Source organism: Bacteroidota bacterium, assembly GCA_040388375.1.
In the GTDB taxonomy this organism is placed as follows: Bacteria; Bacteroidota; Bacteroidia; order UKL13-3; family UKL13-3; genus JAAFJM01.
The window spans coordinates 424843-446405 of record JAZKBU010000003.1 but is presented as its reverse complement, the minus strand read 5'-3'; the positions used below and the strand labels follow the sequence as shown (position 1 = coordinate 446405).

Sequence of the window (21563 nt, the reverse complement as noted above, 5' to 3'; positions counted from 1 at the left end):
CTTTCATTAAAAGCCATTCATGATTACTTTTAAATTACCTTCGGTAATTATATTTATGTTGAGTGCATTGGGTGTAATATAAATAGTTGATGGTTCTATATTTTTGATGGTACCGTTTATATCTATCATATCAATCCATTTTTTATTAACTGCTTCGTTGGCTACTTTCTTAGCTTCGGCTAACTGGTCGGCAATGGAGAATACCATTTGCTTCTCTATGTTCTCCCTGAATTTTTTGGAGTTTACTAACCAAGAGGCGCTTTTTACCAATATATCACGGGTTTTTATATCAAAATCAAACTGCTTTATTTCTATTGATTTATTGATTGGGTTATAGGATGGAATACCGGTAACGTACACTATTCCTTTAATGCCTTTACCCATTTTCCCTTTTTGCACCTTGCCTTCTAAATCTATTGCTATCATTATTTTGGTGCCGTATGCAAAGGCTTTGGCTTCTTTAATATTTATTTTATACTCGTTTGATTCGAGCACCATTGGCTTAGCAGTAAACTGTTTATTTATGCTTGCGTTTATCTGGTCAAAGGCAATGGTGGCTGCCAGGTTTATCTTCACCTCATCATTTAACTGATTGGCTTGCCTTAAAGGTGGCAAGGCTAAATTAAATGAATCGTTGGTGGGTTTATAACCAGAAACTACTTCTATAATACTTGCTATGCCTAGCTTAATTTGCATTTCCTGCTCGGTATAGGTAATGGGTGTAATAAATATGTTTTTAGGTTTTAATACTAACCAAGCATTATATGCTGTATCTAACAAAGTGGGTTCTGCCAAACTTTTCCAGGTATCGCCTACCATTTTTTTGAGTGGAACTGATTTGGGAACTTCTTGGTCTATTTTACTGGCCATTTTATTTACCTGGCCCTGAATAATGGCACCAAACAATTGTGGTAAATCGAGTTTGGTAATACCCAAATTGATAACGGGTAAATCGTCCCAATAGATTTTACCTTTGCTGTTTAAATTTAAATTCCAATCTCTGTCAATGGAGGGTGTGGTATTAAAAATAACGGTTAGGTTGAGGGATTGGCTGATTGGTTTTTCGAAACCACCGAATACTTTTATATTGTATACAAAATCTATATGCAATGGTGCGGTAATGGTCAATCCATCGTTGGCTGTATTTACAATAAAATCGGTTCTTTTGAGTACGGTTAGTTTTAAATTATCGTTGCCGTTGTCGTCAAACTTATCGTCTTTATATAACTCTATAGTAAATTTTTTATTGATGGATGAAGCGATACCGGCTGTATTAATATGAATAGGTAAACCAATAATAGAGGTTGGCTTGGGTGGCACTACTATACTTACAGCGGGTGGTTTGGGTGCTGTAATTATTTTTGTTTTACAGGCATGGATTATAAACACTAAAAAGCAGGCAACAACGAAATAAAACTTTCTCATAGTGGGCGCAATATATTTTGCATTGTTTACATTATAAAAATTATGCCGTTTTTTTGTTTTATGCCTATTGATAACTGTTTTTTCCTTTTAAATAAAAACATATGCGAATTGACAACTTACTCTTATTTTGCATCGCACTTTATGTTGTTTTTATAAGCGCATGACATTAACCGAAAATATAAAAATTGCTTTTACCTCTATCAGTGCCAATAAAACAAGGGCTGTTATTACTGCCCTTATTATTTCTATTGGTATTATGGCATTGGTTGGCATATTAACGGCTATTGATGGCATGAAAATAAGCATTAATAAAAGCTTTAACAATATAGGGGCTAATACGTTTACCATTAAGAACAGGGGTAATAATGTGCGGTTTGGTGTGAATGGAAAGCCGCAGAAAAAATATAAAACCATTACGCAACAGGAAGCAGAGAAGTTTGCTGAGTTTTTTCAATTTCCCTGTGTTTTCTCAACTTCGGTAAATGCCAGTTTTGCTTCCACTGTTAAGTATGAAAGCTTTAAAACGGAGCCTAATATTATGGTACTGGGTGGCGATGAAAATTATTTACAGGTAGCCGCCTATGAATTAAGTATTGGTCGTAATTTTTCGAAACAGGATGTTGCTTCGGCTGCCAATGTTTGTATTATTGGTAAAGATGTAAAGGATAAACTTTTTAAAACCAAAATACCTTTAGGCGAAATGATTGCCATTGGCGGAGCCAAATACAGGGTAATTGGCGTACTGAAAGAGAAAGGCTCTTCGATGGGTTTTGGTGGCGACAGGATGGTGCTTGTACCTATTAATAATGCTTACCAGGTATTTACTGATAGGGTAATGAGTGCGGTAGTAACGGTAGCTGTTTCTAATGTTACCAATATGGAATTTGCGGTTGATGAGGCGGTGAGTGTGTTTAGAAGGGTGCGCAGGCTAAAAGCTACGGAGGAAAATAATTTTGAAATAATGAAAGCTGATAATGTAGCCAACAAGGTTATTAGTCAGCTTAGTTTTATAACTATAGCCGCTACGGTTATTGGCTTTATTACGTTATTGGGTGCTGCTATTGGTTTAATGAATATTATGCTGGTTTCGGTTACGGAACGTACGCGCGAAATTGGTATTCGTAAATCGTTAGGGGCTACGCAAAGTACTATTCGCAAACAGTTTTTAATTGAAGCTTTGGTTATTTGCCAGATGGGTGGCATTGGCGGTATTATATTGGGTATTATTGTTGGTAATATTGTTACCTCGTTTATTGGTGGGGGCTTTGTTGTTCCGTGGGCTTGGATATTGCTGGGTTTAACTTTGTGTTTTATTGTGGGTATTGCCTCGGGTTATTATCCTGCAAAAAAAGCGGGTCAGCTTGACCCGATTGAAGCACTCCGCTTTGAATAAGAAGTATCGCTTTACACCGATACAAATTCAAAAGCTCTTTTCTCACTATAATAAGCACCAGTTGCATGACTTAATGCAAAACCCACATGCCCTCCTTTGGGTGGTGTTTCTAAAAACAAATAATCACTTTGTTTAGCTATATCAACCGGATAACAAGTTTCTGAAAGAAAAGGATCGTTCATGGCATTTACCAGCAAGGTAGGAATGGTAATGGCCGGTAAAAACTGTAACGAGCTTGATTGTTTGTAATATTCGTGTGCACTGTCAAATCCATTCAATTTAGCGGTATAGGCATTGTCCCACTCATAAAATGTTTTAATATGTTTTATTTGGTCGGTACTAATTTGATTGGGAAACTGTTTGGCTTTAAACACCATCTTTTTATTGAGCGAGTTTAAAAACCTTTGCATATATACTTTGTTTGATGTTTTGCTCATGGTAATGGCACAGCCTACCATATCAACGGGTACTGAAAAGGCAAAGGCTCTTTTTATTTTTGTATTGATGTTTTCGGCTTGTTCGCCCAGGTATTTAAGCAATACATTACCGCCCAAGCTAAAGCCACCCATAATGTATTGGGAATAATTGTACTGTTGTTCTATGTGTTTTAATACGTGTGTTACATCGACTGATTTGCCACCGTGGTAGGTGCTTAGCAAACGGTTGTTCTCACCGCTACAGCTTCTGAAGTTAACGGCACAAATATCGTATCCTCTGTTGGAGAAGTATTCTGCAAAGCCTTTTATATAACTTGATTGGGAGCTGCCTTCTAAACCATGGAACAGTATGAGCAGCTTATCGTGGTTGTTTCTTTTCCAGTCTAAATCTAAAAAATCACCATCGTTTAATTCTAAACGCTCCCGTTTATAAGCCACGTTTGTTTTTCTAAATAAAGCGGGGTAAATAGTTTCAAAGTGCCTATTGGCAAAATATTTATTTCCTTTAAAACTACTTATTAAATAAGGCATGTTAGAGTTGTTTAACGGTGAAACGGAGTACAAATCTATTATTTAATCCGGCACCTCCATACATAATTATGCTCAACCATTTAACTAATAATTACCTAACTATTTGCAAAAGGTAACTTAATATTAATTTGTTTTGGCACAGGGTTTGTAAATACCGAAACAACAATTATTTTCGAACAATAAAATTATTATTATGAAAACCACAATGATTAAATCAATAGGCGTTGCTGCTGTGGCATTAGCCCTTATTTTACCTTCATGTAAATCAAAAAAAGGAGTAACTTCTATTGAGAAAAGCACAGGTGCTGTTGAACTTTCGTTACCTTTTAGCAGTAAGGAGTTTTTTAGCGATAAAGAAAACTTCCGCTCTACTTCAAGTGGTGCAAGCCCTGATTTACAAACTGCCAAGAAAATTGCTTTGCAAAATGCAAAATCGCAAATGGCCAGCTTAATTAATACTACTGTTAAAAAGGTTACGGACCAATATACGCAACAACGTAATATTGATAACAAAGTTGAGTTTAACAATAAGTTTGAAGAGTTAGCCCGCGAGGTTACTAACCAAGAGTTGAGCGATATTAAGATTATTGGCGAGAAAGCTTTTAAGGAGCAAAACGGTGCTTATACTTATTGGGTTGCTATTGAAGCTAACAAACAAGATGTATTGAACGGCTTGCAAAAAGGTATTACTAACAATGCTAAATTGAACCAAGACTACGACAAGAAAAAATTTGAAGATACTTTTAACTCTGAAATGGATAAGTTAGCCAAAGAAAGAGGTAACTAATTCTAATCTGAAAATTTGATACGGGCTGCCTCAAAAGGTTATTTAATTAATACTTTTGATGCAGCCTTTTTATTACAACAAAATACTTTGAAACACTTATTTACATATTATTTAGCTTTACTGTTAATTGGGTTTGGTGCCTGCGGCACTACCAAAAACGGAGTTAACAGAAAGGACCGGAATGCACAGCCTGACTGGGTACAACAAAGGCCTGTGAACAGCCTGTATTATGTTGGCGTGGGTTATGTAAATAAATCGTTGAACCCAATGGATTACCAACAAATAGCTAAAAAGAATGCTTTGAATGATTTGATTGGGGAGATAAAGGTAGTGGTTTCAACCAATTCTATTTTATCGCAATACCAGAACAACAGTAATTTTAGCCAAATATTTGCCAACGATACGAAGGTAAATGCACAGGCTATGGTGGAGGGTTTTGAGGTGGTGGACAGCTGGGAGAACAAAAGTGATTTCTGGATTTACTATCGCTTATCGAAAGAGGAATATGAAGCGGCTAAAAGAAGAAAACTGCAGGCTGCCATTAATCAGTCGTTGGATTATTTGGAGCGTGCTGACAGGCTTACGGTAAATGATAATTTTATGCAGATAGTACGTTTGCGTGTAAAGGCGCTTGGTGCTTTGCAAAGTTATTTGAACGAGGATATTGCCACTGTTTACAATAACAAAAAGGTTTTTTTGGTGAATGAAATTATTAATGAATTGCAAGACCAATTATACAAGCTTCAGGTTAAAACGGATATTATTGAATTAAAAGGTAAAGTGGGAAAGCCTATTAAGAATACTTTTAAAGCTTCGGTAAAAGTACGCAGCAATAATACTGTTGTACCATATATGCCTTTGACTTTGATTGCTGAAAAGGGTAATGTAAGTTATGGTGGCAATACTGAAACTGATCAGTTGGGCGATGCTACGATGGCTATTGCTCGTGTAATTAATAAGGACCCTATTCAGCAAATAAAGGTTTCGGTTGATATAGCAAGCATTATAAAAACGGATAGTTTAAATAACTCGCTTAAAAATATTTTACTGAGTATTGATGCACCGAGTGCCATTATCAGGTTATTAGTGGAACCTGTAAAGGTTTTTACAAATAGTACTGAATTAATATTGGGTAAGAGGATTGAGTTTAATATTATGGAGCCTCAGCTAAAACGTAAATTGGTGGAGAGTGGCTGTAATTTTGTAGGCACTTTAAAAGAGGCTGACTACGAAGTAAAAATAAATGCCAACACTACTGACTTAGGGGTTATGTGGGGCAAAATGTTGCAGGCTGAAATAAATATGGAAATAAGTATTGTTGATGTAAAGAACAATGCGGAGATTTATAAGGATGCCATCAAAGGTGTTAGGGGTTTTCAATTAACGCCTGAAAATGCGAGTAAGGATGCTTATAACAATATGCTAAACCAGTTTTGGCAACAGGACTACCCCACTTTTTTGGATGAGCTTTTATTAAAAGAACGCTAAGCTTTAATAGCTTTAGTTTGCTTCAGCGGCTAACTGTTGCATACAGTTAGCACACAAACAATCGGTATATTTACTAGCTATATAATTAAGTTGGTTGGCATTTAGCTTTACGGTACTGCACTGGCATTGGCTTATATCATCAACCTTACATTTAAAATAGGTGAAGCAATGGGGACACTTTTTGTATTGGGTATTGCTTGGGTCTATTAAACTTAATTCGTTGTACCAAAATCCTTTGGTTTTTATTTCTGTATTGCAAACATCGTTATCGGTATTGACAGGAAGGGTTAATGGCATGTATATTTTTTGTTCTGCTTCTATAGGAATGGCTTGGTTAAATATGGGGCCATCAAAACAAAAGGTATGGAATTCGCCATTTTCACCGCAAGGGTCAACTCCGACAGGTAGTTGATTGATGTAGTCGTGGGTAATTAGCTGACCTACATGTTCGGCTGTTAAACAGGCATCGTTAATGCAACAGGTAATTGTTTTAAAACCGGTATCTATAAATTTATTGACAAGGTATGTGGTGTCTTGTTTCCATAAGGGAAACACGGCTTGCATTTGTACTTTGGCTAAATTGTTTTCGCGATAGGTACGCAGGTCTTCTAAAAATATATCGCCAAAAATAACATGCTGTATGCCTTCGGCTTTTGCTTGCAGTAGGGTTTGTTCCATGGCTTTTTCATAGGCATCGTTGGTGGCTTCGTATGTGTATACTTTTAATTGTGGTATACCTATGGCTTGTGCCTGCGCATCAAGCAAAGCTTCTTTTACGCCATGCATAGCTATGCGGTGGTTTTGTCCGTTTATGGTGGTTAGCAAATACTTTACTTCGTATTTGTTTTCCTGCAAAATGGTATACAAAGCCATAGCGCTATCTTTACCCCCGCTCCAACAAAATATGGCTTTTATTTTTTCCATGTCTTCATTTTACTGCATAAAAAAACACCAGTTTAGTTAACTGATGTTTTTTTAAAATTCTTTTATTTATTTAAAGCTTTTACTATTTCTTCTTTCGTAGTTAAACCTATATTGGTCCAGGTTGCTTTTTTGTTGCGGTATATTTGTAAGGTAGGTAATTCGTCTATTTGCAATTGGTCTAACAAGGCTTTATTGTCGTCTGCATTGATTGTAATTACCTCTACTTTGTCTTTCATTTCTTTGGCAATTTCTTCTATATATGGTTTTATTTTTCTGCATGGTGCACACCAGTCTGCGTAAAAATCGACCAATACTATTTTATTGGTATTGAGTAATTGCTCAAATTGTTGTTTGGTTAAACCGCTTGTGTTTATCTGGGGAGTGGTGCTTACTTCGGGCAGCTTAGCGGCTCTCCATTTCATCATGCCTCCTTGCAACTCATATACTTTGGTAAAACCTGCCTTACGCATTTTATTGGCTGCTGATGAGCTTCTGCCTCCACTTAAACAATATACCATGTATTCTTTGCTTGTATCAAGTGCAGCTATTTGCTTATCAAAATCGGCTCCGTTGTAATCTATATTATGGGCATTAGCAATATGGCCTTCGGCATATTCGCCCGGGGTTCTTACATCTACTATAATGGCTTGGTTTGATTGTTTTATTTTCTCGCTGAATGCAGTAGCGGTTAGCGATGTATTGTTTTGTCCGTTTGAGCAAGCACCTAATAAAATGCTGAGTACTATGAATAAATATGTTCTGATCATTGTTGTGTTTAAATGTGGCTGCAAATTAATTATTATCCTGCAATATTGTGCTACAATATTTCTTTGGTATGCCGGCCAATATTATTTAAAATGTATTGCATAATTTGCCCTCACAATAAAATTGAAAATGGATAAAATTAATATTGCCGAAAAGCTGGCTTTGTTTACTGATTACTGGAACCCGCGTATTGTGGCGGAGTTGAACGGGCAACATGTGAAGCTGGTTAAGTTTAAAGGTGAATTTGTATGGCACCAACATGAGCAGGAGGATGAAATGTTTTTGGTGGTTAAAGGCAGCTTTGTGATGGAGTTTCGTAATAAGAAAGTTACGCTTAACGAAAATGAATTTTTGGTAGTGCCCAGAGGTGTGGAGCACCGGCCTGTAGCGAAGGAGGAAGTTTCTGTTTTATTGTTTGAACCGAATACTACTTTAAATACGGGCAATACAAAAGGTGAGTTGACGAAGGAGAGTTTGGATAGAATATAGTTGTGAATTCCTTGCTTTTTTCTAATCATTGTGAGAGAAGTAAAAATATTATATTATTGTCTATAATTTGAACAAAATAATATGCTGATGAATAAAATATTAATAATTATTGGATTAACTATCTTGGTTGGATGTGCTTCGAAAAAGAACTCAGCTACTTCCTCCGTTGGGCAAGGAGACACCAGAACCAAGCCAGTAGAGTTTATAAATGAGAATACATTTTTACTGACTGAAATAAGTGAGGATAAATCTTATGGGTTCGATAAATTAAATCCAATTAAAGTAGGTGGTGAAGGTGGTGGGCCTAGCAATGAAAGGAAGTTTTTAAATGCTTTATTGGGACCCAATGGCGAGGAATCAAAATACTTTAGAGCCGGAAGTTGTTGTCCGTTTAAAACACCTAATGGACTTTTTGATAATATGGGCTTGTTAGATAAATATAGAGTAACTTGGATAGGCTCTAAAGACACTGTTACTATTTTTATAAATATGTATGATAAGGGTGACCTAAAGATACCTGTTGGATTAACAGCTAAGAAGAAGTAATTATTAAAATAAATAGAGACAATAGCTGTAACTATTCTAATAAAAATAGTAAAAAATTATGCATTGGAAGGTTAAAGTAATTGTTTTTCTTATTTTATCTGCAATTGTAATTAGCTATCCATTTTTTGCCATTAAATATTTTGAAACAGAAAAAGCCTTGAAAATAACTGCAAAATATTTTCTTGGGCCTACTTTCATTTGTCTCTGTTTATTTGGACCAAGATTTTACTTCAAAAAAGTAAAACCACTTGATAGTTATTTAACACAATCTAAATTGAAGGAAAAAGCAAGAGACATTTTTTCTATAATAATAATGATATGTTATAGTTCAATAATATTTTGTGGAATGTTTTTTTCATTAATCATAACAACAAATAGTTTTGGCAAATCACAATTAGTTATAATTAGGCAAACAATAATTAAATACAGACCAGAGGTGACAAAAAATGGAAGATTAAGACATTATATTGATATTAGCAATCCTTATGACAATGACAACATACATTTAGAGGTTTATCGAGAATATAAGCCGGGTGAAATTTTTGAGAAAGAAATGAAATATGGCCAATGGGGCATTTTGTACTCGAAAGAATAGAAATATTAATTGGTAATAAGCATTTGACAAAAGTTGAAACTCATATTCATGTAAACTCAAATCTTGGAAAAATATGGGCAAACTATTGCCAAAGGTTGACAAATAACAATGAAAGTTTTGTAGCCGATGCAGGCGTCCTCGCCTGCAATTGCGGAAATAACAAACTTATACAATTGCTATCATAGTACTTAAATTCATCATTAAATTTTGCATTTATTTTTATCTTAGTTACGGACTTTCGTTTTGCAACTCGCAACTAAAACTGTTTAGGAAACATTGCTGATAATTTTATGACAACTCGATTAAGCATACTATTACTTCTCATCTTGACCGCTTGTAACTCAAGTGTGAATGATAAAACTAGTGTCAATAATCAATCACCTATTAAAAGTGATATTCAAAGACGAGATACTTTAAGAATTAATAACTACCAATATGTTCAGATTTTAAAGGACGATAAATTCTATTGTTTATTTTCTATACAAGGCGATACAATAGTAAAACCTGCAAACTATTACCATGAAGCTTCGTTTTTAGACATTGATGAAGATGGTTACAAAGACATTCGCGTTTTTGTAGTTGGTAATACTCCAAATGAATGTGACAATTATCTATTTGACAAGGAACTTAGAACATTTAAACTCATTGAGCATTGTGACCTTGATATACAAAAAATAAAGAGTACGCCTTTTTATTACTCTTATAACAGGGCTGGATGTGGAGACTTGAATTGGGAAAGTTATTTAAGTAAAATTGACAATTATAAATTGGTAAATTACGGTTACCTTTATGGACAAGGTTGCGACTTTGAAACAAAAGCTACTCCACAAGTGATAGAAATATATAAAGTAAGTGATTCAAATAATGGAGAAAAGAAATTAGTTGAGCGTCTTTCTTATTTAAAGCATATTTCAAAACAAGATGATAAATGGGTATTTATCGAAACATACTGGAAAAACAACTTCAAAAAGTTTGATCGATGAAAAATGTTTTTCTATCCATGCAGGCGAGGACGCCTGCAATGGCTAATTGGTAATAGATGTTCTGTTTGCACCTTTTTTAGTACACTTTGTTTTATTCACCATAAAGTATTTGTTTGACCCTTGAAGCAATTTGTTTGAGGTTAGGAAGCATTTGTTTGAGATTAATAACAGGCGTTTATTTGTGGTTGGTGAGGGACACCAACCACGGACACAAGACAATTTACGAGCTATTGTAACAAAAGTAAAAACTACATATTATTGTATAACTTATCAATTATCCGTAATACCAAAAACAAGAAACTATGCTATTGACTATAATATTAATTGTGTTTTTTCTCCTTGCTATTTTAATGTGTTGGCAAGAGAGTAAAAAACGTAGAATCAATTTCTTTGTGGCCCTTTTTATATGTGTAATAACTACTCCTTTAATCGGCTATTTTATTATCTCTTCGTTTGGGTTAAGAAACCCTCGCGGATGTAAGTGGTGTGGCAATGAATATAATGAAGCTGAGTATTGCGGGATTTGTAAAAAAAATGAAAATGGTGAACTTAAAAATGAACCAGCTATATGAGAAAAATAATTGCAGCCATTAATATGACTCTGGACGGGTTTTGCAACCACGATGCCGATGGAATGATTGTAGATGATGAGATACATGAACATTATAATGAGCTACTCCGGAATGCTGATGTTCTTTTATACGGAAGGAAAACTTATCAATTAATGGAAAGTTATTGGCCAACGATAGTAAAGGAACCTACGGGTAACAAAGCTACGGATGACTTTGCGGTGCTTATAGACAATATTGATAAATTTGTTTTTTCGCGCACGCTTGAACGGGTTGACTGGAAAAACTCAACATTGAAAAGAGAAATTATTAAAGAGGAAATTTTAGCGCTTAAGCAACAGGCTGGTAAAAACATTTGTGCCGGCAGCCCGAGTTTAATAGTGGCTTTAACGGAACTGGGCTTAGTTGATGAATACCAGCTTTGCATACAGCCCGTTATTTTAGGTAAGGGCTTGCCATTATTTAAAAACATAACTGACAGTGTTAGCCTTAAGTTTTTACATACTAAAACATTTGATTCGGGACCGGTAATACTTTACTATGAAACGGTAAAATAACCGTAGAGGCGTTGCATGCAACATCTCTACAAATAATTACTTTTATAGGTTGAATAGTAGCGGTTGGTCGGGAGACACTTCCCGATAGCTATCGGGAGCGGACAATATTAGTAGTACAGATTCTTTCTATTTTAACAAAAAAGACGTTGCAATGCAACGTCTCTACAGGTAATTGCGGTTACGCAATTTTAAAAATAGCTATACGTGCACAAACGTGATAGTCGGACCCACCAATTCGCAGGTAAACTTTAGGGTACGGTGCTTGCGGATTGTTATACGAGCATTGATGCCCGAGTGAAATTTCGAGTGGCTTATCTTTTACTTCTAACACGCAATCGAAAATACTGGGTGTACCATCGTAAGCTGTGCCCATGGTTCCTACGCATAAAGCTCCTGTCATGTTATTGAGTGTTGGTGGATTATTGGCATCATACAATATGCAATAGCCGGGATATACATCGATAAGGGGACTTACGGGAACGGGTGGCACGGGTGGAACACCTGCACTGAGCATGGTGAGGAATGAAAGGCCATTTACGCGATATACTCCACGCTGCAAACAAATCCGTTCGCCCTTGAATTCTTTGGGAATATGGATTGCATTGCCTGAAAATGCTTCTACTTTGTTGAAGATGCGGTTGGGCATATTCTCTTTCATCTCTTCGGTTCCGAGGTCGGAACCGGTACATTCTGCGTAAATGGCATACGCTTCGTAAATGGCTGGCATAGGCTTTTGGGTTTGTTAAATAAAAAATAATATCTATAAAACGTGGTTGGTAAGGACGCCAACCACGGACAAATAGTTTAACAATGTAAAATATAAAGACGTTGCGTGCAACGTCTCTACGGGTAATTTCTATTTAATGATATTCTTGTTTTTCCAATCGGTTTTTCTGAAATCCATTGCATTTTTTTGCGGATTGGTTGCTTCAAAACGGAACACTTCATTGCTCACCACTCTATGCAGTACTATATCTATGAGTGTTGTACTATTAGGCTTAAATACCTTATCGAGTAATTCATCATTGGCTGTTATCTGGCAAGGCACAAAACGAACAAAACCTTCCAGTGGCCTTGGGTTAATTTGTAATCCTAACTTGGTGATTTTATCTTTAAAATTTGTTTCCTGTGAACCGTTCTTCAATACATCGTAATTGAAATAATAGGTAATCATTTCGGGGTTATTACTGTTTCGCTGACGGTCGGCAGCAAACCCTGCAGGTAAATGATTTGGATTGTTGTTGCCTGCTGTTAAAAGCAAATCAAAATCGGTTACGGGGTGTCCTTCTGAATCGGTTACTCTGAATATTACCTGTGAATAACGGTTATGAATAAACGTACGTGTTGTTTTGAAAATACCTTTTACTTCTTCTATCAGTTCGTCTTTTTGTACTACATCTGTTTCTGTTTTAAATTTTTCAACGAGCTTATTGTAATCATCATTGTTCTTCACTTTTATACAATCAAAAATGGCATTTACTGTTTCAGCGCTCTTCACATCATCTGTGCCTTTTTTTACGCTTTTCATAATACCCATTTCATCACCTGAATGTGATTTACCTTTAACTACTCGTAAAGGTGCTGAGGGCGATTCTTTGTATTCTTGTATTTTTAATTCGGATGACAAAGCATATTTTTTTGCTGCATCAACGGTTATGTCTTGTGTTACTTTTATGTAGGTTGAATTTAAGCTTGTACTTGATGTACGCACCACACCATCTGATCCTAATTCACCGGTATAGCTGTTCAAATTATCATAAAACTTTCTATCTATTGATTGGCCTGTTACCACAAAAGGGAAAACGCCATTATTGCTTATTTGAGCACCATCACTCATAATCCATTTCTTATTAAGCTCCCATGCCTGCATGCTGCCCAGCTCCAACCAATCTAATACTTTTTGTCCGGGTTCTACATCATCAAACCAAGCTTTTATACGGCTTAACTTGCCTTTTCCTAATATGGCTAAAGCTGAACCAAAATTAGCGGGAGCAAGCATAATAAGATGACTTACGGGTGGAATACGGTCTGTATTGTATCTTTGCCACCAGTCTCTTAATACAGGAGCTCCTGTTGAGTGGGTAATACATACATATCGTTCTTGCTTAACACTCAGTTTTTCATTAATGGCATATTCAAATGCGCGTGAAATATCCTGCAAACTAACTTCGTCATGAAAGCTGATATAACGGCCAAGAAATATCTCTTCTACTTTAATATCTATATTGTTTTTTTGTGCTTCTGCCTGAAGTCTTAATGGTAAATCGCCATAAGTGTCTATATTGGTTACACTCCAGCCATGAATAAATAGAATTGTTGTTGCCATTGTATTTCTGTTTTTAATACCGCCTGCGCGGAATTGTTTTATATTAGGTTTAACTCAAACCTATTTATAAAAGTGTATTGAAACAAGTACTTGCTTTTGGGGAAACAAATTGATTTAACTACACTCGCAAGCGAAAAAAAGCTTAAACCACTGACAACAAAATAGATAAAACAGATAACTGTATTTTACAGTTAAGAACTGTTCCTAAAAAAAGAGTATTTATACTACTAAAAAAGGGTATTTATACTACGTGTATTAAGTCTATTTAACCATGGTAATGTATAGTGTACATGTAACGTCTTAAAATATTGCAGGCGAGGACGCCTGCAATGGCAGCAACAAAAAAGACGTTGCATGCAACGTCTCTACGACTTAAAACTCGGCATGGAAACGGATGGCAAATACATGTGCGGGGCCGCGGTCTTGGTTATAAGCGGGGTTTATTACCAATTGGTAATCGGGGCTTAACCAAAAATGGTCTTCGTGTAACAAGGCATTGTAAAACAATTCTACTATCATTTCGGGTGCATAATTAAGCGTACCATCACCTATCATAAATCCTTTGCCTCCCGCTTTTAAATAATCTTTGTGTTGTGTTGAAATACCATTGGCTACAAAGGCTAACCCCAACACATCTTCATTGCGTTTCCATTTACTTCCGTTAATGGAAATTCCTGCACTTATGCTCTGGTCTATTTCGGTAAAAGCCCAGGTTTCATTTAATCCATCGTTCCAACTTACTCTGCTAAATAAACCCATGTAATTGTTTAATGCCTGCTCATAATTTAAGCTAAAACCGTATTTGTTTCTTGCACCATTTCTGGTAGCTGTAATATCGGGTGTGAGCATAGTGGTACTTGGAGCTATTGCCTGGGTATAATTACCCATGTGGGCCTGATTATTGAAAAGTAATAATTTTAAAGTGCCTTTTTGGCTTCTTACTTTTACCTTTTTTTCTACCTCTACTACTTGCGAGTTGTATTGTAACAAATCTGTTTCTAAAGTAGGTCCATTAGCATACTCTGGCACCATAGCCAATGCATACCTTACACTCCAAACGGGTGTTACATATTGCAGTACTATACCTACTGTATATCCACGGGTATTGGCTGCATAATCCCATGCACCGGTACTCATTAACGACCAATTTAAAAACTGTGTGCGTGGATCGTGTGAGTATTGGTTGTTATCAAAATAATCGGCTAAACTGAACTTTCCTGCGGTAATGGAAATGTATTTTTCGGGCTGGTAGGAAGCTAATTTATTCATGCCATCGTCTTGCCAGATTTTGCTATTGCCTAATGCAATTTTTTGGGTAACAAATGCTCTTGCTATGTATGGTTGCGGAGCAGGGTTTCCAATTCTAAATGTTTCGCCATTGGTAAAACCGGCTACGCCACGTGCTGCACTCAAACCGCTACCACCGGCTAATTCGGGGTTAAAATAGGCTTCGGCTCCTTTCCATAATTTGGCTCCTAAAAACAAGGTGGTGGTTAATGAAACAGCATCTTCTTCTTTGGGACTTAAACTAAAATCGCTAAAATAGTTTCCACTTACACCGGGCTGCATTTGGTAAACGGTGGTTTGCTGAAAATGAAAACTTAACTTCTTATTTATACTGTCATTATTGTTTTGACTCATTGCTTTGTTGAAGGAAGCAATGAGGCATATTGCTATGTATATTTTATTCATGTTGTTATTCATTGGGCTCTTCTTTCATTGAGTTTAGCAAACTCTTCCATTATTTCTAATTGTTGTCTTTGTAGTTCATGCAAATGTTGCCCTTGATGGTTTAAAATAAAATCAATTTTTTCATGGAGCATGCGTATTTCTAATTCGGCTTTTAAATTTATTTTGTAATCGTTTTTTGAGCGTAACCTGTCGCGTTCTTCCTGCCTGTTTTGGCTCATCATAATAATGGGAGCCTGAATAGCCGCCAAACACGACAAAACGAGGTTTAATAAAATAAAAGGATAGGAATCGAAAGCTTGTTTACTTAATAAAATGGCGTTAACAAACATCCATAAAAGTATAATAGCAAAGAATATAATAATGAATTTCCAACTGCCACCAAACGCTGCAATCTTATCAGAAATTTTTTGCCCGAATGTTAAGCTGGTATCAAAGTTTTCATCTACATCGGTAGTCATTAAATCCTGGTCATCAAAGCTGGCTAAAACATCTTTTTGTAATGCATTGAGCTCCCCATTTTCTTTGGCTAAAAGTTCCTGCAACTGAAGCTTTTTCATGGCATTATATGCTTCATGGCTTATGTATCCATCGGGGTTTAATTCGTACCCTTGTTTTTTTATAAATGCAGCCATGGGGCTCGCAACTGAAAAATTAGGTTTAAGTTCATGGGGCAAATAGACTTTACCATTAACTGAGCACGGCATTTGGTTTTTACTGTTTTGCATAGCCTGATTAAAATATGTTTTGTGTTTTTATTTTCTATTACTGCAATGATAGAGCTATATCATTACAACATTTAAACTCCTTATAGCGAAAAGGCCGACTCTTCAGACGACCTCTCCAATTAACTATTTAACTTAAAATAAGTACTATATCGCTATTTGAAACTGCAATACTACCATGCTTTTTCTATCGCTTTCTTTTAAATCTGTACTGCTAAATACGGGGCGATTCTGATAGTTTAAGGTCAACTTACTTCTGTATCCATTGATGTACCAGTTTAGCCCTGCATCGTATTGCAGCATGCTTTGTTGTAGTCGGTCAAAATTACCATGCAGCACCATAATGTATGGCTGCAACTGACCATTTTTTTCACCTAATACGTTTTGTGGTAATAACACGCCAACTTGCCCTGCTATAATAGTACCTGTTCCCATCATTGGAAAAGCATTGCCTGCCCCGTTAATGGTTGGTGTACCGGCAGCTACTCCATCAGCCGGATTCATAACGCCCAGGTTACGGATATAGTTTTTACCATAACCTAAATACATAGCTGTTACATACGCACTAATAGCCATTCCTTTTGTGCCCATGGGTGCATCGTAATAGACATCTATTGCGTAGTTTAGCATATCTTCCTGTATGGTATCTTTTAACACTGCATCGCCATAACGCCACATGGCATTGGCTTGATATTGAAAACCTGCACCAACATTAAACACGCGCTTTTTACCTAAATAGGTTCCGGTCATGTAGGGTGTTAAATTGCTTTCTTCTTCTAAAAACTGATACATTACATAGGCACTTGTTTGCATATGTGGTGGCTTATAGCTGAAGTCTGAATTAACACCAATGGTTTTAACTACACTGCTTGCTGCTTTGCTTGCCAATAATGGGTCTGATACTATAAAGCGATAATCTAATTTACCTGTTTTTCCTTTGGCATATATACTTAACTTACGTAAAAACTGGTCGTTGGCATCGTTGGTATTTTGCTCAAACAAAGGGGCATCGAAACCCATAATACTGGCTACTGCAGGCGATGCAAAACGGGTAAAACCTGTCCACGCTGTTAAGCCCATACCTACTTGTAATGCTTTGGGTGTAACGTAATATTCGGCCAATACATCGTGGAAAAATATACCGGGTTTTCTATCGGCTATATTGTTAAAATTATTGATACCTAGTTGTGAATAGAAAAACACTTTATCGGTTACCATACCAAATATTTGCTGACGCATGCGCCTGATTCCAATATCGAAGCTTGATGGATTGTTAAAGCCTCCAATGGTGCTTCCGGGGTTCATATCGGTATAACGCCCCCACAACTGAGCGGTAAGTGTTGTTTTTATATAATGCGTTCCTTCATCATTTAAATTCAAACGTAATTCTTTATCGGGTTTGGTTTGTGCGTTTACATTACTGTTAATGCTTAAAGCACCAAGTATTAAACAAATTACTATTGTATACTTTTTCATATGACTGTTTTGCTTGTAGTGAATGTCAATGATTAAACGGAAAGTCTAATCATAACCAACAATGAACATTGCAATATATATAACCGCCATTTAAAACCTTAATTGCAGCTTTACATTTAACCTGCGCGAGGTTAAATAATTTGGTACCGCCCAGGTCTGTGCGGTAGCGTCTTGCAACCAGGTATAGCTAATGGTATTGTTCACGCCTAAAATATTAAATACTTCTAAAGCCAGGTTAGCATATTTTATTTTACGCTTTAAAAAACTGTTTTTGTTTTTATTGTCTTCGGAAATCAAATCCTTGGTAAATCCTATATCAACCCTGCGGTAACTAGGCATATCGTTAATATCGTTATACCTGTCTTTATCAGGTACACCAAAAGGAAAACCGCTACCGTACACCAACATTAAATTAACTTTATAGCTTGGATTATTAGGAAAATAATCCTGAAACAAAATAGCAAACTGAAACATTTGATTGGTTAAACGCGGTATATATCTTTCAGCTTCGGCTTGCCCTTGCGGGGTAACCTGATTGCTAATAATTTCCTGGGTATTCATTAAACTTAAACTAGCCCAACTTTCTGTACCTCGTACAAACTCTCCGTTTACCCTAAAGTCAATTCCTGTGGCATAACCACGCGATGAATTTTCGGCAAAATAGCGTATGCGTACATTGTCTATTTCGTATGGAATAAGGTTGGATAAATCTTTGTAATAACCCTCCACCACAAATTTAAATGGTCTGTTCCATGCTTTAAAATTCATATCGGCTCCCAGTACATAATGTATAGAGCGTTGTGCCTGAATGTTTTTATTGAGCACGCCATCAAACCCTCTTAACTCACGGTAAAATGGAGTTTGGTAGTACCAGCCGTAAGCCGCTCTTATAACCCAGTTTTTGCGTAATTTTCTATTGCTGTTCGAGTCTAAAATTTGTTTGTTGTGACGCCTGTTGGGTTCAAAGGCAAACTGTACTCTCGGGCTCACCACATTCTCATTGTTATAACTCCACCAATTGCTTCTGATACCATAGGTTAAAGTCATGTTGGTTGATTTTTGTAACAAGGTGGTATTTTGTATATAGCCATTTAACCTAAATGTGTTTAAGGCCAAACTGGTTCTTAAATAATCGGGTAAAACAATGGCACTGTCACCAACCAGAGTGGGTTGTGCAAAGCCTGCACTATCGCGGTAATTCCATTCTTTTATTTTATCGTTAATGCTTTCGGTTTGTACAAATGCTCCCCATTGTAAGCTATTGTTTTTGGTATTGGTGGTACCTCTGTGGCCTATGTTAATTACTTTGGCTTCTATGGTATTGCGCGCATTGTTTATAAAATAGCCCACCCCTAACAAGTTTTTAGCACGTCCAAAATTACCACTACCCTGGTCTGTTTCTAATTCACTTAACCTGTAAGCTCCCTCTATGGTAAAAAACTCATTTTCGTTGCTATAAAAAACAGAGCCTATTAACTTAAGTTGTGTTTTACGTGTAGGGTTAAATACCAAACTGGCAGCTCCTGTAGCGGTTCGGTATTCCATTAAATCGGCTCCGCCAAAATATACGTTTAACTGCAGTGCTTGTTTTACGGTACCAAAGGTTGTTTGCCTGTCGCTAGGCACTAAAAAATATCTGTTTTGTGCATAGCTGCCTAATACACTTAAACTTAAGTTTGACCTGAAATGATAGGTTAAAAGGGTTTGCACATCGGTAAATGAAGGTTGGTAATCGCCCTTGGTATCTAAGGTTGAAACTACGTATTTATTGGTCCAGTAACGGGCACCTAATAAATAGGTAAAACGTAAGTTTTTAGTGGCTCCTTCTACATGTGTTTGTGCACCTAATAAACCAACATTAATAGAGGAAGCAAATTTCTTTGGGTCCTTGTATTTAATATCAAGTACGGAACTCATTTTATCGCCATACTTGGCTTCAAAACCTCCTGCACTAAACTTTATGTTTTTTACCAACTCGGTATGTATAAAACTTAAACCTTCCTGCTGTCCGCTGCGTGGTAAAAACGGGCGGTATATTTCAATATCGTTTACATACACTAAGTTTTCATCAAAGTTTCCGCCTCGTACATTGTACTGCGCACTTAACTCGTTGTTTGATGAAACACCCGGCAATGTTTTTAGTATTTGCTCAAAATTACCCGATATATTGGGTAAGGCACTTAATGGCTTAGGGTCTAAAGTAAATGTGCTGGCAAACTCTCTGTTTTTTTCTTCTCTGATTTGCACTGCGCCCAGTACCAAACCTAAATTTAAAACCACGTTGAGGTCGTACTTTTGTTTGGGGTTTAAAGCGGGTACAAAATAAATCTGGCCCTGACTACCTACATAGGAGAATTTAAGTTGAATGGGGTCGTTGGCATCTACCTCTATTTTGTAATAACCAGCACCATTGGTTACAACGGCTTTACCTTGTGATGAGCTAACGGTAACGCCTTCCATTATTTGTCCTGTACTGTCGCGCACTACGCCACTAACACTTGCAGGATTATTTTGTGTTTGCGCACTGGAAACTAACTGAACACCAAAAACTAAAATTAAAAAACAGACTAACTTTTGCATTAAGTGGTTTAAATAAGCGTAATTGTTACTATTCAGATGCGGTATTGTTTTGGTGTTTGGCAATAATAGGGGTTTCGTTTTAAAAATTTGGTCTTTTTTAAACGACAATGGGCTTATTTTAGTTCAGCAGTTATTTTTTTGCTTACCTTTTTCTTGGGTCAACTTGTACGTAATGGTTTTTCAATGCCTGAAACTTTTCCATATCTACCGGCCTGAGCTTTTTATTGGTTTCTGCCGGAAAGTTTTTAAGGCAATCTGGCGTAACACATTGGGTTGGACGTGAAGGTCTTTTTTCAAAACCGCCTCCGCAATTAGGGCATACATTTTCAAAAAGGTTTGTTGCACACTCTTTACAAAAAGTACATTCAAAAGTACAAATCATAGCTTCGTGGCTGTCGTTAGGCAAATCTTTACCGCAGTTTTCACATATAGGTCTTAGTTGTAACATATTATTTTGTTATTGTTTTACGGCCTGTATAATCAGGTAAGCATTCTTTACGGGTTCTTCAAAAAACACCAAATCGGCTTCTTGTTTTAAAGTAGTGTTTACAATCTTAAAACCGTGTTGTGCTAGTAAATCTAAGCAATCGGCCTGGGTGTATAATGTAAACCCATGTGGTGTAAATGGAAAATGTTCCATTACTTCTTTGGGCCTTAAAGCAAGTACTAACTGTCCTTGCGGTTTCAGCACTCTTTTTATGGTGGCTAATACTGCTGCTACATCATCCCAAAAGTAAATGGTATTAACAGTAAAAACGGTATCAAATTGTGCTTCGGCATAAGGCAATTGATGAGCTTCAGCCTTTACAAATGCTGCTTGCCCGTTTGTTATAAAATGCTGATTTATGGTTATAGCTTCTTCTACCATTGCAGCAGAAAAATCGCATCCATTATAAATTACACTTGGGTTTTGTGTGAGTATATCTTGCACAAAAAAACCATTACCCATTCCTATTTCTAATAGCTGTTGGTTAGCTTGTATATTAAGGCACTCAATGCTTTCTAAATTCATGAGCTTATTGCTTTCATTCATTTTTTCGCCTACTGTTTTACCTAAATCGCCTGTTGGCTTACGCAACTGTTCGGCCAGTGTTTTAAAAAAGTCTTCGCTCATGGTGTATGGTAGTTTTAGTATATGTTTTATGCAAAATAAAGGGCTGCAAAAAAGCACTATTCTATTTGTTTACAAACAGGGTTTGTGTAAAATTTAACAGGCAAAAACTAATTGCATAAAAAACGCCTGCAACAATGTTTTTGTTGCAGGCGTTTTAAAATTAA

At 36.5% G+C, this 21563-nt stretch carries 20 protein-coding genes; 8 read left to right on the top strand and 12 right to left on the bottom strand.

Annotation, left to right across the window (positions count from 1 at the left end):
- Nucleotides 1-6: 6 nt before the first annotated feature.
- Nucleotides 7-1425, bottom strand: coding sequence for a DUF4403 family protein (locus V4538_04855; protein MES2380348.1), 1419 nt, complete (start codon nucleotides 1423-1425; stop codon nucleotides 7-9).
- 160 nt (nucleotides 1426-1585) lie between these two features.
- Here V4538_04855 and V4538_04850 point away from each other — a divergent pair, with 160 nt between their 5' ends.
- On the top strand, nucleotides 1586-2818 hold the full coding sequence (locus V4538_04850; protein MES2380347.1) for an ABC transporter permease: 1233 nt from the start codon (nucleotides 1586-1588) through the stop codon (nucleotides 2816-2818).
- A gap of 11 nt (nucleotides 2819-2829) precedes the next feature.
- Here V4538_04850 and V4538_04845 read toward each other — a convergent pair whose 3' ends face one another.
- Nucleotides 2830-3786: an alpha/beta fold hydrolase gene (locus V4538_04845; protein MES2380346.1), complete on the bottom strand. Its 957-nt coding sequence runs from the start codon at nucleotides 3784-3786 to the stop codon at nucleotides 2830-2832.
- 193 nt (nucleotides 3787-3979) lie between these two features.
- Between V4538_04845 and V4538_04840 the strand changes: the two genes are divergently transcribed.
- Nucleotides 3980-4573 (top strand): hypothetical protein, encoded by a 594-nt coding sequence (locus V4538_04840; GenBank protein MES2380345.1) that lies wholly within the window; start codon nucleotides 3980-3982, stop codon nucleotides 4571-4573.
- A gap of 15 nt (nucleotides 4574-4588) precedes the next feature.
- Nucleotides 4589-6061 carry an LPP20 family lipoprotein gene (locus tag V4538_04835; GenBank protein MES2380344.1) on the top strand — a complete coding sequence of 491 codons (1473 nt, stop codon included), beginning with the start codon at nucleotides 4589-4591 and terminating at the stop codon, nucleotides 6059-6061.
- Nucleotides 6062-6073: 12 nt separating this feature from the next.
- Here the strand turns inward: V4538_04835 and V4538_04830 are convergent, their stop codons facing one another.
- Nucleotides 6074-6985: a diphthine--ammonia ligase gene (locus V4538_04830; protein MES2380343.1), complete on the bottom strand. Its 912-nt coding sequence runs from the start codon at nucleotides 6983-6985 to the stop codon at nucleotides 6074-6076.
- Nucleotides 6986-7047: 62 nt separating this feature from the next.
- Entirely contained in the window at nucleotides 7048-7752 is a 705-nt protein-coding gene (locus tag V4538_04825) for a thioredoxin domain-containing protein (GenBank protein MES2380342.1), read from the bottom strand.
- Nucleotides 7753-7879: 127 nt separating this feature from the next.
- On the opposite strand from V4538_04825, the gene V4538_04820 reads away from it, so the two are divergent.
- The 5 genes from V4538_04820 to V4538_04800 all read left to right on the top strand — a co-directional run bounded on the left by V4538_04820 (nucleotide 7880) and on the right by V4538_04800 (nucleotide 11489).
- The gene (locus tag V4538_04820; GenBank protein ID MES2380341.1) at nucleotides 7880-8239 is read left to right on the top strand and encodes a cupin domain-containing protein; all 360 of its coding nucleotides are present in this window, start codon (nucleotides 7880-7882) and stop codon (nucleotides 8237-8239) included.
- Between the two features lie 87 nt (nucleotides 8240-8326).
- Nucleotides 8327-8785, top strand: coding sequence for a 2-dehydro-3-deoxyphosphooctonate aldolase (locus tag V4538_04815; GenBank protein ID MES2380340.1), 459 nt, complete (start codon nucleotides 8327-8329; stop codon nucleotides 8783-8785).
- A 58-nt stretch (nucleotides 8786-8843) separates the two neighbouring features.
- Nucleotides 8844-9380 (top strand): hypothetical protein, encoded by a 537-nt coding sequence (locus V4538_04810; GenBank protein MES2380339.1) that lies wholly within the window; start codon nucleotides 8844-8846, stop codon nucleotides 9378-9380.
- 347 nt (nucleotides 9381-9727) lie between these two features.
- A complete protein-coding gene (locus tag V4538_04805) occupies nucleotides 9728-10363 on the top strand; it encodes a hypothetical protein (protein ID MES2380338.1) in 636 nt (211 codons plus the stop codon).
- 568 nt (nucleotides 10364-10931) lie between these two features.
- Nucleotides 10932-11489 carry a dihydrofolate reductase family protein gene (locus tag V4538_04800; protein MES2380337.1) on the top strand — a complete coding sequence of 186 codons (558 nt, stop codon included), beginning with the start codon at nucleotides 10932-10934 and terminating at the stop codon, nucleotides 11487-11489.
- Nucleotides 11490-11667: 178 nt separating this feature from the next.
- On the opposite strand, the gene V4538_04795 is transcribed toward V4538_04800, so the two are convergent.
- From V4538_04795 to V4538_04760, 8 genes are all read right to left on the bottom strand, one after another.
- Nucleotides 11668-12135: a hypothetical protein gene (locus V4538_04795; protein ID MES2380336.1), complete on the bottom strand. Its 468-nt coding sequence runs from the start codon at nucleotides 12133-12135 to the stop codon at nucleotides 11668-11670.
- 210 nt (nucleotides 12136-12345) lie between these two features.
- A complete protein-coding gene (locus V4538_04790; GenBank protein MES2380335.1) occupies nucleotides 12346-13815 on the bottom strand; it encodes a phospholipase in 1470 nt (489 codons plus the stop codon).
- Nucleotides 13816-14187: 372 nt separating this feature from the next.
- Nucleotides 14188-15507, bottom strand: a complete 1320-nt coding sequence (locus V4538_04785) for a carbohydrate porin (GenBank protein ID MES2380334.1) — start codon at nucleotides 15505-15507, stop codon at nucleotides 14188-14190.
- Nucleotides 15508-15515: 8 nt separating this feature from the next.
- Complete coding sequence (locus V4538_04780; protein ID MES2380333.1) at nucleotides 15516-16139, bottom strand: DUF1003 domain-containing protein; 624 nt, start codon at nucleotides 16137-16139, stop codon at nucleotides 15516-15518.
- Nucleotides 16140-16376: 237 nt separating this feature from the next.
- Nucleotides 16377-17705: a hypothetical protein gene (locus tag V4538_04775; GenBank protein MES2380332.1), complete on the bottom strand. Its 1329-nt coding sequence runs from the start codon at nucleotides 17703-17705 to the stop codon at nucleotides 16377-16379.
- Between the two features lie 90 nt (nucleotides 17706-17795).
- On the bottom strand, nucleotides 17796-20285 hold the full coding sequence (locus V4538_04770) for a TonB-dependent receptor (GenBank protein ID MES2380331.1): 2490 nt from the start codon (nucleotides 20283-20285) through the stop codon (nucleotides 17796-17798).
- Between the two features lie 142 nt (nucleotides 20286-20427).
- Complete coding sequence (locus tag V4538_04765; protein ID MES2380330.1) at nucleotides 20428-20733, bottom strand: DUF1272 domain-containing protein; 306 nt, start codon at nucleotides 20731-20733, stop codon at nucleotides 20428-20430.
- A gap of 9 nt (nucleotides 20734-20742) precedes the next feature.
- On the bottom strand, nucleotides 20743-21399 hold the full coding sequence (locus V4538_04760; protein MES2380329.1) for a class I SAM-dependent methyltransferase: 657 nt from the start codon (nucleotides 21397-21399) through the stop codon (nucleotides 20743-20745).
- Between the last annotated feature and the right edge of the window lie 164 nt (nucleotides 21400-21563).

Coding starts and splice junctions, on each gene's coding strand:
- V4538_04855 (MES2380348.1), bottom strand. CDS start 1,425: ATGAGAAAGTTTTATTTCGTTGTTGCCTGCTTTTTAGTGTTTATAATC.
- V4538_04850 (MES2380347.1), top strand. CDS start 1,586: ATGACATTAACCGAAAATATAAAAATTGCTTTTACCTCTATCAGTGCC.
- V4538_04845 (MES2380346.1), bottom strand. CDS start 3,786: ATGCCTTATTTAATAAGTAGTTTTAAAGGAAATAAATATTTTGCCAAT.
- V4538_04840 (MES2380345.1), top strand. CDS start 3,980: ATGAAAACCACAATGATTAAATCAATAGGCGTTGCTGCTGTGGCATTA.
- V4538_04830 (MES2380343.1), bottom strand. CDS start 6,985: ATGGAAAAAATAAAAGCCATATTTTGTTGGAGCGGGGGTAAAGATAGC.
- V4538_04825 (MES2380342.1), bottom strand. CDS start 7,752: ATGATCAGAACATATTTATTCATAGTACTCAGCATTTTATTAGGTGCT.
- V4538_04820 (MES2380341.1), top strand. CDS start 7,880: ATGGATAAAATTAATATTGCCGAAAAGCTGGCTTTGTTTACTGATTAC.
- V4538_04815 (MES2380340.1), top strand. CDS start 8,327: ATGAATAAAATATTAATAATTATTGGATTAACTATCTTGGTTGGATGT.
- V4538_04810 (MES2380339.1), top strand. CDS start 8,844: ATGCATTGGAAGGTTAAAGTAATTGTTTTTCTTATTTTATCTGCAATT.
- V4538_04800 (MES2380337.1), top strand. CDS start 10,932: ATGAGAAAAATAATTGCAGCCATTAATATGACTCTGGACGGGTTTTGC.
- V4538_04795 (MES2380336.1), bottom strand. CDS start 12,135: ATGCCCAACCGCATCTTCAACAAAGTAGAAGCATTTTCAGGCAATGCA.
- V4538_04790 (MES2380335.1), bottom strand. CDS start 13,815: ATGGCAACAACAATTCTATTTATTCATGGCTGGAGTGTAACCAATATA.
- V4538_04785 (MES2380334.1), bottom strand. CDS start 15,507: ATGAATAAAATATACATAGCAATATGCCTCATTGCTTCCTTCAACAAA.
- V4538_04780 (MES2380333.1), bottom strand. CDS start 16,139: ATGGCTGCATTTATAAAAAAACAAGGGTACGAATTAAACCCCGATGGA.
- V4538_04775 (MES2380332.1), bottom strand. CDS start 17,705: ATGAAAAAGTATACAATAGTAATTTGTTTAATACTTGGTGCTTTAAGC.
- V4538_04770 (MES2380331.1), bottom strand. CDS start 20,285: ATGCAAAAGTTAGTCTGTTTTTTAATTTTAGTTTTTGGTGTTCAGTTA.
- V4538_04765 (MES2380330.1), bottom strand. CDS start 20,733: ATGTTACAACTAAGACCTATATGTGAAAACTGCGGTAAAGATTTGCCT.
- V4538_04760 (MES2380329.1), bottom strand. CDS start 21,399: ATGAGCGAAGACTTTTTTAAAACACTGGCCGAACAGTTGCGTAAGCCA.